We start from the raw sequence: 12,043 nt of genomic DNA, 5'->3' as shown, positions 1-12,043 counted from the left end.
ATGGCCGGCCGGAAGCGTCCCGAGGAGCTCAGGAGCCACCAGTGGTACGGCACGGAGGGCCTGCGCTCCTTCAGCCACCGGGCCCGCACCCGCCAGCTCGGCTACCTGCCCGAGGAACACCTGGGCAAGCCGGTCATCGCGATCCTCAACACCTGGTCGGACATCAACCCCTGCCACGTCCACCTGCGCGACCGCGCCCAGGCCGTCAAGCGCGGGGTGTGGCAGGCGGGCGGCTTCCCCCTCGAGTTCCCGGTCTCCACCCTCAGCGAGACCTTCCAGAAGCCGACCCCGATGCTCTACCGCAACATGCTCGCGATGGAGACCGAGGAGCTGCTGCGGTCCTACCCGGTCGACGGGGCCGTCCTGATGGGCGGCTGCGACAAGTCCACGCCCGCCCTGCTCATGGGCGCCGCCTCCGTCGACCTGCCCGCCGTCTTCGTCCCGGCCGGGCCCATGCTGCCGGGACACTGGCGGGGCGAGACCCTCGGCTCCGGCACCGACATGTGGAAGTACTGGGACGACAAGCGGGCCGGCCTCATCGGCGACTGCGAGATGCAGGAGCTGGAGAGCGGCCTGGCGCGCTCGCCCGGCCACTGCATGACGATGGGCACGGCGTCCACGCTGACCGCCGCCGCCGAGGCGCTCGGGGTGACCGTGCCCGGCGCGTCCAGCATCCCGGCCGTCGACTCCGGGCACGACCGGATGGCCGCGCGGGCCGGGATGACCGCCGTCGCCCTGGTCCACCGGGACCGCAGGCTGTCGCGGTTCCTCACCCGGGACGCCTTCGAGGACGCGGTCACCACCGTGCTCGGCCTGGGCGGCTCCACCAACGCCGTCATCCACCTGATCGCCATGGCCGGCCGGGCGGGCGTCACCCTGACCCTGGACGACTTCGACCGGCTCGCCCGCGGGGTCCCGGTGCTGGCCAACGTCCGGCCGGGCGGCCGGACGTACCTGATGGAGGACTTCCACTTCGCCGGCGGTCTGCCCGGGTTCCTCTCCCGCATCCCGGACCTGCTCCACCTGGACCGGCCCACGGTCTGCCACGACACGCTGCGCGAGCAGCTGGCCGGGGCCCTCGTCCACGACGACGACGTCATCCGGACCCGGGACAACCCGGTCGCGCGGGAGGGCGGGGTCGCCGTGCTGCGCGGCAACCTGTGCCCGGACGGCGCCGTCATCAAGCACATCGCCGCCGAGCCGCACCTGCTCAAGCACACCGGTCCGGCCGTCGTCTTCGACGACTACAGGACCATGCAGCGCACCATCAACGACCCGTCCCTGGGCATCACCGCCGACAGCGTCCTGGTGCTGCGCAACGCCGGTCCCAAGGGCGGCCCGGGCATGCCCGAGTACGGGATGCTGCCGATCCCGGACCACCTGCTGAAGCAGGGGGTGCGGGACATGGTGCGGATCTCCGACGCCCGGATGAGCGGCACGAGCTACGGCGCCTGCGTGCTGCACGTGGCGCCTGAGTCGTACGTCGGCGGGCCGCTGGCGCTGGTCCGCTCCGGTGACCTGATCACCCTCGACGTGGAGGCGCGCTCCCTGCACCTGCACGTGGACGACGCGGAACTGGAGCGCCGCCGGGCCGCCTGGACGCCGCCGCCGGTGCCGTACGAGCGCGGCTACGGCGCCCTCTACCTCGACCAGATCACCCAGGCCGACACCGGCTGCGACTTCGAGTTCCTCGCCCGGCCGGGGACCGTGCAGGACCCGTACGCGGGCTGATCCCCCACCCCCTCGTCCCGGCCGCCACGCGGCGGCCGGACTCCCGCACTCCGAATAGAAAGCGCTTCCTCCCCGATCGGCGGGAAGCCCCACGCACCCCACACGCACCGCACGACGTACGAGAACGGAGAACAGTCATGGCCCAAGCCGCAGCCGTGGCGAAACCGCCCGCGCCACCGAGGCGGCGCCGTGCCTCCGCCACGCCGCGCAGGCTGCCCTACCTGCTGATCGCCCCGGCGGCCCTGCTCATGCTGGGCTTCATCGCCTACCCGGTGATCAGCGTCTTCTACTACAGCCTGCAGGAGTACAACCCCACCAAGCCGTGGCGGAACGGTTACGCGGGCCTCGACAACTTCGTCCGCATCTTCACCGACGACCCGCAGTTCTGGGACACCCTCGTCTTCAGCGCCAAGTGGGTCTTCGTCGAGGTCGGCCTCCAGCTGTTGTTCGGGCTCGCGCTGGCGCTCATCGTCAACCAGACCTTCGCGGGCCGGGCCCTGGGCCGCGCCCTGGTCTTCTCCCCCTGGGCCGTCTCCGGCGTCCTCACCTCCGCGATCTGGGTGCTGCTCTACAACTCCCAGACCGGCATCACCCGCTACCTCGCGGACCTGGGCGTCGGCGACTACGGCACGAGCTGGCTGTCGGACACCTCCACCGTCTTCCCGGCGGCGATCGTCGCCGACCTGTGGCGCGGCGTGCCCTTCTTCGCCATCCTCATCCTCGCCGACCTCCAGTCCGTCTCCAAGGACCTGTACGAGGCCGCCGAGGTCGACGGGGCGAGCCGCATCAAGCAGTTCTGGCACATCACGCTGCCGCACCTGAAGGACGCCATCATCCTGTCCACGCTGCTGCGCGCCGTGTGGGAGTTCAACAACGTCGACCTGCTCTACACCCTGACCGGCGGCGGACCCGCGGGCGAGACCACGACGCTGCCGCTGTACATCGCCAACACGTCCGTCGACGCACACGACTTCGGCTACGCGTCGGCCCTGACCACCGTGGCGTTCGTGATCCTGCTCTTCTGCTCGATGGTCTACCTGCGGCTGAGCAAGTTCGGAGGCGACAACAAGTGATCACCAAGGAGGCCACCGAGGTGGCGCCCGCCCCCCTGCGCGCCGCCCCCGAGCCGCCGCGGCCGGCCAAGCGCCACCGCGCCTGGGACGAGGTCCCGCGCTGGCAGGTCTACCTGCCGCTCGGCGTCTACCTCGTCTTCACCCTCATCCCCTTCTACTGGATCCTGCTGTTCTCCCTGCGCCCGGCCGGTTCCACCTCGCTCGTGCCCTGGCCGATGACCTTCGAGCACTTCGAGAAGGTGTGGACCGAGCGCAGTTTCGGCACCTACTTCGGCAACAGCCTGCTGGTGGGCCTCGCCACCCTGGTGATGACGACGGTCGTCGCGCTGGCCGGCGGCTACGCCCTCGCCCGGTTCGACTTCAAGATCAAGCAGGGGTTCATGCTGGCCCTGCTCTGCTCCCAGTTCGTGCCGGGCGCGCTGCTGCTGGTCCCGCTGTTCGAGATCTTCGCCGAGCTCCGGATGATCAACTCCCTCGGCAGCGTCATCATCGCCGAGACGGTCTTCCAGCTCCCGCTGTCGATGATCCTGATCAGCAACTTCATCAAGAACGTGCCGTACTCGCTGGAGGAGGCGGCCTGGGTCGACGGCTGCAACCGGTTCCGGGCGTTCCGGGTCATCGTGCTGCCGCTGCTGCGGCCGGGCCTGATCGCCGTCGGCTCCTTCGCCTTCGTCCACTCCTGGAACCACTTCCTGTTCGCCCTGATGTTCCTCAACAACCAGAGCAAGCAGACCATCCCGGTGGGTCTGAACACCCTGATGAGCGCGGACAGCGTCGACCTCGGCGCCCTCGCGGCCGGCGGCATCATCGCGGCCGTGCCCGTGGTGATCGTCTTCGCGTTCATCCAGAAGTGGCTGATCACCGGCTTCAGCGCGGGGGCGGTGAAGGGATGAGACTCCGGCACTGCGCCGCGGCCCTCGGCCTGCTGGGCCTGCTGTGCGTCCCCGCCCACGCCGACGACGCCCGCGACATCGGCCGCGACACCCTGGCCCCCTACGACGGCTGGGCGGCGGCCGAGGGCGGCACCATCGGCGGCGCCGCCGCCGACGACGCCCACGTGTACACCGTCACCGACCGGGCCGGGCTGGTCCGCGCCCTGGACGGCGGCAGCGGCACCCCGAAGATCATCAAGATCGCCGGGACCATCGACGTCAACACCGACGACTCCGGCCGCCGCCTGGACTGCGCCGACTACGCCACCGGCGGTTACGCCCTGAAGAAGTACCTGGCCGCCTACGACCCCCGCACCTGGGGCGCCGCCAGGCCCTCCGGGCCGCAGGAGGAGGCCCGCAGGGCGTCCGCCGCCCGCCAGGCCGAGCGGGTCGTCCTGCCCGTCGGCTCCAACACCACCCTCGTGGGCCTGGGCGACGACGCCGTCCTCAAGGGCGCCGCCCTCCGGGTCGAGAACGCGGACAACGTCATCGTCCGCAACCTCGAACTGCGCGACGCCTACGACTGCTTCCCCGCCTGGCAGCCCAACACCGGCGGCCTCGGCGACTGGAAGGCCTCCTACGACACGCTCTGGCTCGACAACGCCACCCACGTCTGGATCGACCACGTCACCGCCTCCGACAAGGGGCACCCGGACGAGGGGGAGCCGGCGTACTTCGCCCGCAACCACCTGCGCCACGACGGCCTGCTGGACATCACCAACGGCTCGGACCTCGTCACCGTCTCCTGGAGCCGGTTCGCCGACCACGACAAGGCCATGCTCATCGGCAGCGGCGACACGGTCACGGGCGACCGCGGCAAGCTCCGGGTCACCCTGCACCACAACGAGTTCGACTCCGTCGTCCAGCGCGCCCCGCGCGTCCGCTTCGGCCAGGTGCACCTGTACAACAACCGGTACGTCGTCCCGGACGACGCCCACGACCACCGCTACTCCATCGGCGTCTCCACCGAGTCGCGCATATACGCCGAGAACAACGCCTTCACCACCCCCGCCCACGTGGAGGCCGCAGACCTGGTCAAGAGCTGGAACGGCACCGCCCTGCACGTCTCCGGCTCCCTCTTCAACGGCTACCCGGTCGACCTGCTCGCGATCAACAACGCCTACAACTCGGGCAGCGAGCGCGACCTGACCGCCGACGTCGGCTGGACGCCCGCCCTGCACGGTCCGGTGGACGGCGCCGCGGCGGCCGACCGGGCGGTGGCGCGCGGGGCGGGCGCGGGGAGGGTCCGATGACCGGTCCGACCACCGATCAGACGGGCGCGCCGGTCCCGGTCGTCCTGGCGGGCGCCCGCGGCCACGGCCGCTGGCACGTCGCCAACATCCGCCGCCTAGAGGACCGGGGCCTCGTCCGGCTGGCCGGCATCTGCGAGCTGACTCCGCTCACGGAGGAGGAGTTCGGCGGCGAACTCCCGGAGCAGTCAGCCGACTTCGGCGCCCTGCTCGATGCCACCGGTGCGCGGGTCGCCGTGATCTGCACGCCGATCCCGACCCACGCCGATCTCGCGCTCACCGCCGCCGAACGGGGCGTGCACCTGCTGCTGGAGAAGCCGCCGGCGCCGTCGTACGCCGAGTTCCGCCGCATGGCCGACGGGATCGCCGCGGCGGGCGTCGCCTGCCAGATCGGGTTCCAGTCGCTGGGCTCGCACGCCGTCCCGGCGATCCGCGAGCTGATCGCCGACGGCGTGATCGGGGAGGTGACCGGCATCGGCGGGGCGGGCGCCTGGGCGCGGGACGAGGCGTACTTCCGGCGGGCGCCCTGGGCGGGCCGGCGGCGGCTGGACGGCGCCGACGTGGTCGACGGGGCGCTGACCAACCCCCTCGCGCACGCCGTCGCCACCGCGCTCGCCCTCGGCGGCACCACCGGCGCCGAGGACGTCACCGGCATCGAGACCGAACTGCTGCACGCCAACGCCATCGAGGCCGACGACACCTCCTGCGTGCGGATCACCACCGCCCCCGGCCACCGGGTCACCGTCGCCGCCACCCTGTGCGCCGAACGGCCGGACGAGCCGTACGTCCTGGTGCACGGCAGCCGCGGCCGGATCACCTTCTGGTACAAGCAGGACCGCGTGCTGCTCCAGCGCGCCGACCACGGTCCCGTGGAGCAGGTCCACGGCCGCACCGACCTGCTGGAGAACCTCGTCGGCCACCTCACCACCGGCGCCGGCCTCCTGGTCCCCCCGGCGGCGACCGGCGCCTTCATGCGGGTGGTGGAGGAGATCCGGCGGGCCCCCGACCCGGCGCCGCTGCCGGACACCGCCTGGCGCCGCGTCCCCGGTGAGGACCGCCGCGTCGTCCCCGGCATCGACGCCCTCGTGGCCGCCGCCGCCGACACCCTCGCCCTCTACTCCGAGCTGGGCGCCCCCTGGGCCCGCCCGGCCGCCCCGAAGGAGGTGAGCACCCGATGACCGACGACGACCACCTCGTCCTGCGCGTGGCGGGCCGCCCGGTGGGCCGGTACGTCACCCGGCCCACCCTGCCCGACCGGCTCTCCCCGCGCCCGTACCTGCACCCGGTCACCACCCTGGCCGGCACCGCGGTCACCGAGCTCAGTCCGGCCGACCACCTGCACCACCTCGGCGTCGGTGTCGCCGTTCCCGACGTCGAGGGGCACAACTTCTGGGGCGGGCGCACCTTCGTCCGCGACCGGGGGCCGACCGAGCTGGACAACCACGGCAGCCAGCGGCACACCGCCTTCCAGCTGCGCGACCCGGACGGCTTCGTCGAGGAGCTGCGCTGGGTGGCCGACGGGCGCGAGCTGCTGCGCGAGCGCCGCACGGTCGCCGCCGGCGCCCTCACCGACACCGCCTGGTCGCTGGACTTCACCTTCTCCCTCACCAACACCACCTCCGGCCCCCTCACCATCGGCAGCCCCGCCACCAACGGACGCCCCGGCGCGGCCTACGGCGGATTCTTCTGGCGGGCCCGCAAGGAGTCCGCCGCGCCGGACGTCTTCACCGCCGACGCCGAGGGCGAGGAAGCGGTCCACGGCCGGTGCGCCGACTGGCTGGCCCTGACCGGCGGGGGCTGGTCGCTGGTCTTCGCCGGGGCCACCGACCGCACCCGCCGGGACCCCTGGTTCGTCCGCACCGCGGAGTACCCCGGCGTCGGCTCGTCCCTGGCGCACGACGAACGACTCGCGATCGCCCCCGGCGACACCGTGGTCCGCCGGATCGTCACCGTCGTCGCCGACGGCCGCCTCGACGCCGGCGGCGCCGCCACCCTCGTCCGCAAGGCGGTGAGCCCGTGACCTCCGTGGACCCCGGCACCTACCGCAACCCGGTCCTGAACGCCGACTGGTCCGACCCGGACGTGGTCCGCGTCGGCGACGACTTCTACCTGACCGCCTCCAGCTTCGGCCGCGCCCCCGGCCTGCCGCTGCTGCACTCCCGCGACCTGGTCAACTGGACCCTCGTCGGCCACGCCCTGGACCGGCTGGAACCGGAGGAGCGGTTCGCGGCGCCCCGCCACGACTGCGGCGTGTGGGCCCCGTCCCTGCGCCACCACGACGACCGCTTCTGGATCTTCTGGGGCGACCCCGACCAGGGCATCTTCCAGATCAACGCCCCGGGGATCCGCGGCCCGTGGACCCGCCCGCACCTGCTGAAGCCGGGCAGGGGACTGATCGACCCGTGTCCGCTGTGGGACGAGGAGACCGGCGAGGCGTACCTCGTGCACGCCTGGGCCAAGTCCCGCTCCGGCGTCAAGAACCGCCTCACCGGCCACCGCATGCGCCCCGACGCCACCGGGCTCCTCGACGAGGGCGAGGTGATCGTCGACGCCGACCGCATCCCCGGTTGGTTCACCCTGGAGGGCCCCAAGCTCTACCGGCACGACGGCTGGTTCTGGATCTTCGCCCCGGCCGGGGGCGTGGAGACCGGCTGGCAGGGCGCCTTCCGCTCGCGCGGCTTCTTCGGGCCGTACGAGGAGAGGGTCGTCCTGGAGCAGAAGGACACCGACGTCAACGGGCCGCATCAGGGCGGCTGGGTGCGCACGGCCTCCGGCGAGGACTGGTTCCTGCACTTCCAGCAGCGCGGCGCCTACGGCCGGGTCGTCCACCTCCAGCCGATGCGCTGGGACGACGACGGCTGGCCGGTCCTCGGCGACGAGGGCGCCCCCGTCACCGAGCACCGCAGGCCCGGTCTCCCGCCGCAGCCGTCCGCCGCGCCCGCCACCGACGACGACTTTCCCGGCGGACGGTACGGACGCCAGTGGCAGTGGACGGCCAACCCGCGCGAGGGCTGGGCCACCCAGCACTCCGGTGACGGGCTGAAGCTGACCTGCGTCCGCTCGGCCGACGCCCACGACCTGCGCAAACTGCCGAACGTGCTCACCCAGCGGCTGCCCGGCCTGCCCTGCGTGGTCGAGGTGGGACTGCGGCTGGACAGCGAGGAGCCGGGCGCGCGGGCCGGGCTGGCGGTACTCGGGGACGCGTACCGCTGGATCGGGCTCCAGCGGGGCGCGGACGGGCACGTACACCTCGTGCAGCGGTTCGCGGAGGCGGTGGCCGACCAGGAACGGGACGCCGCCCACGCGCGGCTCGCCCCCGAGGCACAAGCCCGGCTGCGCATCGAGATCGGTGCGGGCGCGCGCTGCCGCTTCTCCTGCGACGTCGGTGACGGCTTCCGCGAGGCGGGCCAGGTCTTCGCCGCCACCCCCTGGCGCTGGGTCGGCGCGCTGCTCGGCCTGTTCGCGCTCGCGCCCGCCGGCGAGGGGCACGCCGGGGCGGCCGCCTTCACCCAGTTCCGCATCAGAGCCCTGTGACGTCCCACCCCATCCGCGAGCCTGTTGGAGCCGCCATGCCGCACCTCCCCAGCAAGCGCTTGTCCCAGCCGGGCAGAACCCTGGCCGCCGTCCTCGGCCTGGCCGCCGCCCTGGCCCTCGGAACGGTCGGGGAGGCCCGGGCCGCCGGGCCGGCCCCGGCCGGCCCGTCCGCCGGCTCCGTCCAGGGAGCCGGCCCGGACCGCTGGTCCGAGGTCGCGCACGGGTTCGCCTCCCTCGCCGGCGGCACCACCGGCGGCGCGGGGGGCAAGGTCGTCACCGTCACCGACCAGGCGGCGCTGGCGAAGTACGCGGCGGCCGGGGAACCGTACGTCATCCGGGTGCGGGGCTCGATCGCCGCCGAGCCGTTCGGCGCGCGGATCGAGGTCGCCTCGGACAAGACGATCGTCGGCGTGGGGGACACCGCCGAGCTCGTCCACGGCGAGCTGCACCTGGGCCCCGGCACCCACAACGTGATCATCCGCAACCTGACGATCCGCGACTCGGCGGTCGAGGGCGACTGGGACTGCAAGGACACCGACTTCGACGGCATCCAGATGGACGCCGTCCACCACGTGTGGGTCGACCACAACCGCTTCGCGAACATCTGCGACGGGCAGCTCGACATCCGCAAGGACAGCGAGTACGTGACCGTCTCCTACAACCGCTTCGAGGACAACAACAAGACCTTCGGCATCGGCTGGACGAGCAACGTCAAGACGCAGATCACCATCGACCACAACTGGTTCTCCCGCACCAAGCAGCGCAACCCGTCGGTGGACAACGCCGCCTACGCGCACCTGTACAACAACTACCTGACCGCCCAGGCGGACCCCGGCGACCCGGTGTGGACGTACGGGAACTGGTCGCGCGGCAGGACCAGGATGGTCATCGAGAACAGCTACTACCAGGACGTCCAGCACCCCTACCAGGCCGACGCGAGCGCCGAGCTGGTGGAGCGCGGGTCGATCCTGAGGAACACCACCGGGCGGCACGACGAGTGGGGCGAGGCGTTCGACCCGCACGCCTTCTACGCCTACCGGCCGGACCCGGCGGCGGCCGTCCCGGCGCTGGTCAAGCGGTTCTCCGGGCCGCAGAAGCAGATCGGGGACGCCGTGGTGCTGCGCGTCCCGGCCGACCACCCCACCGTGCAGGCGGCCGTGGACGCCGTGCCCGCCGGCAACGACGGCCGGGTGGTGATCGCCGTGGCGCCGGGGACGTACCGCGAGAAGGTGTACATCCCGGCGGCCAAGCCGAACATCTCGCTGCAGGGGACTGGACAGGAGCGGTCCGACACCGTCATCGTCCATGACACGCCCGCCGCGTACGGCGGCTCCACCGGGAGTGCCACCGTGCGCATCGCCGCGAACGACGTCACGGCGCGCAACCTCACCTTCGCCAACGACTTCGACGAGGCCGCACACGAACTGAACGGCGAGCAGGCGCTGGCGGTGAAGACGACCGGCGACCGGATCGTCTTCGAGGACACCGCCTTCCTGGGCAACCAGGACACCCTGATGACCGACAGCCCGAAGCCGACCACCGTCAGCCGGGTCTACATCCGCGACTCCTTCATCGAGGGAGACGTCGACTTCCTCTACGGACGGGCCACCACCGTCGTCGAGCACAGCGTCATCAGGGCGCTGAGCCGCGGCTCGGACACCAACAACGGCTACATCACCGCTCCCTCCACCTGGAAGGGCAATCCGTACGGGTTCCTCATCACCGGGTCGCGGATCGTGAGCGACGCGCCCGCCGGGACCTTCCACCTCGGGCGGCCCTGGCACCCGGGCGGCGACCCGGACGCCGTCGGGCAGGTGCTGATCCGGGACACCTGGCTGCCCGCGGCGATCAAGGCCGCGCCGTGGACCGACATGAGCGGCTTCTCGTGGAGGGAGGCCCGCTTCGCCGAGTACCGCAACAGCGGGCCGGGCGCGGCCGTCACCGCGGACCGGCCGCAGCTCGGGGCCGAGGAGGCACGCGGGTACACCGTCGCCGCGTACCTGAAGGGCACGGACGGCTGGGCGCCGCACACCCGCCACTGATCCCCCCCGCACACACGCACCGCACATCCGACGCTGGATCCTGAAGAAGAGAGCCGACCAATGAAGATCAGCATTCGCAGCAACAGCACAGGCAGGCGCCGGACGTCGGCCGCCGTCGCCCTGGGGGCCGTGCTCGCGCTGACCGCCACCGCCTGCGGTGACGACGGCAGCGGGGTGGGCGGCGACAAGGGCGCCGAGGGCAGCGGCACGGGCAAGATCGTCTTCTGGGACAACAACGGCGGTGTCCGCACCGACATCTGGAAGGAGATCATCGCCGACTTCGAGAAGGCGAACCCGGACATCGACGTCGAGTACGTCGGCATCGCCTCCACCGAGTACCAGTCCAAGGTCGACACCGCCATCCAGGGCGGCGGGCTGCCGGACGTCGGCGGCGTCGGCACCGCGATGCTCGCCGGGTTCGCCGCGCAGGGCGTGCTGGAGCCGCTGGACTACCGGGTCACCGGGTCGTCCCTGAACGGCAGGCTCAACGAGGACATGCTGGAGTCGATGAAGGCGGCCGGCGGAGGCGACGGCAAGCTGTACTCGGTGCCGACCTCCGCCAACAACGGCGTGCTGTACTACCGCACCGACCTGTTCGAGGAGGCCGGGCTGGACGCGCCGACCACCTGGGACAACTTCTTCGAGGCCGCGCGGAAGCTCACCGACAAGGGCAGGAACCAGTTCGGCTACACCATCCGCGGCGGCGCCGGCTCCATCGCCCAGGCCCTGGACGCGATGTACGGGCAGTCCGGCATCACCTCGTTCTGGGACTCGGGCGAGGAGAAGACCACGGTCAACGACCCGAGGAACGTGAAGGCGCTGGAGAAGTACGCCGGCCTCTACAAGAAGGTCACCCCGGCCGCCGACCTGAACAATGACTTCACCAAGATGGTCGCCCAGTGGGACTCCGGCCGGATTGGCATGCTCAATCACAACCTCGGGTCGTACCAGGACCACGTCAAGGCGCTGGGCACCGACAAGTTCCGGGGCATCCCGCAGCCGACCGGGCCCGGCGGCAAGCGGGTCCAGGTCTCCAACCCGGTCGACGGACTCGCCCTGTTCAAGAGCTCCAAGAACAAGGAGGCCGCCTGGAAGTTCATCGAGTTCGCCCTCAGCCACGAGGAGAACTCGAAGTTCAACGAGTCGGCCGGGCAGGTGCCGGCGAACACGGAGGCGGCGAAGGACGCCTGGGTCTCCGAGGCGGAGCCGACGAAGCTGGCGGCCGACGCGCTGTCGGACGGGTCGACGACCATCGTCCAGCTGCCGTACTACCTGCCGGACTGGAACACCATCTCCAAGGCCGAGAACGAGCCGAACTTCCAGAAGGTGCTGCTCGGGAAGATGAGCGCCAAGGACTTCCTGGACCAGATGGCCGAGCAGCTCAACGAGGCGCAGGCCGAGTGGAAGCAGCAGAACGGCTGATCCCGGCCCCCACCGTGGGACGGCCCGCGGCGCGCGGGCCGTCCCCGGCGGCACCCGAC

9 protein-coding genes are annotated in these 12,043 nt (G+C 71.9%); all 9 read left to right on the top strand.

From position 1 onward, the window contains the following. Complete coding sequence (gene araD, locus ACSU6Z_RS06170; protein ID WP_437050199.1) at positions 1 to 1,731, top strand: L-arabinonate dehydratase; 1,731 nt, start codon at positions 1 to 3, stop codon at positions 1,729 to 1,731. A gap of 137 nt (positions 1,732 to 1,868) precedes the next feature. Further along, the gene (locus ACSU6Z_RS06165) at positions 1,869 to 2,804 is read left to right on the top strand and encodes a carbohydrate ABC transporter permease (protein WP_437043634.1); all 936 of its coding nucleotides are present in this window, start codon (positions 1,869 to 1,871) and stop codon (positions 2,802 to 2,804) included. Then, positions 2,801 to 3,697, top strand: coding sequence for a carbohydrate ABC transporter permease (locus ACSU6Z_RS06160; protein ID WP_437043632.1), 897 nt, complete (start codon positions 2,801 to 2,803; stop codon positions 3,695 to 3,697). The genes ACSU6Z_RS06165 and ACSU6Z_RS06160 overlap by 4 nt, the downstream gene beginning before the upstream one ends. After that, positions 3,694 to 4,989, top strand: a complete 1,296-nt coding sequence (locus ACSU6Z_RS06155; RefSeq protein WP_437043630.1) for a pectate lyase family protein — start codon at positions 3,694 to 3,696, stop codon at positions 4,987 to 4,989. Before ACSU6Z_RS06160 ends, ACSU6Z_RS06155 begins: the two co-directional genes overlap by 4 nt. Further along, positions 4,986 to 6,164 carry a Gfo/Idh/MocA family protein gene (locus tag ACSU6Z_RS06150; protein WP_437043628.1) on the top strand — a complete coding sequence of 393 codons (1,179 nt, stop codon included), beginning with the start codon at positions 4,986 to 4,988 and terminating at the stop codon, positions 6,162 to 6,164. The genes ACSU6Z_RS06155 and ACSU6Z_RS06150 overlap by 4 nt, the downstream gene beginning before the upstream one ends. Next, positions 6,161 to 7,006: a PmoA family protein gene (locus tag ACSU6Z_RS06145; RefSeq protein ID WP_437043627.1), complete on the top strand. Its 846-nt coding sequence runs from the start codon at positions 6,161 to 6,163 to the stop codon at positions 7,004 to 7,006. Before ACSU6Z_RS06150 ends, ACSU6Z_RS06145 begins: the two co-directional genes overlap by 4 nt. 5 nt (positions 7,007 to 7,011) lie before the next feature. After that, a complete protein-coding gene (locus tag ACSU6Z_RS06140; protein WP_437050197.1) occupies positions 7,012 to 8,520 on the top strand; it encodes a family 43 glycosylhydrolase in 1,509 nt (502 codons plus the stop codon). Between the two features lie 35 nt (positions 8,521 to 8,555). After that, positions 8,556 to 10,562, top strand: coding sequence for a pectinesterase family protein (locus ACSU6Z_RS06135; protein WP_437043625.1), 2,007 nt, complete (start codon positions 8,556 to 8,558; stop codon positions 10,560 to 10,562). A 60-nt stretch (positions 10,563 to 10,622) separates the two neighbouring features. Then, positions 10,623 to 11,984, top strand: coding sequence for an ABC transporter substrate-binding protein (locus ACSU6Z_RS06130; protein ID WP_437043623.1), 1,362 nt, complete (start codon positions 10,623 to 10,625; stop codon positions 11,982 to 11,984). The last annotated feature ends 59 nt before the right edge of the window (positions 11,985 to 12,043 follow it).

Source organism: Streptomyces sp. enrichment culture, assembly GCF_964273145.1.
In the GTDB taxonomy this organism is placed as follows: domain Bacteria; phylum Actinomycetota; class Actinomycetes; order Streptomycetales; family Streptomycetaceae; genus Streptomyces.
This window is presented reverse-complemented; position numbering and strand designations above follow the sequence as displayed.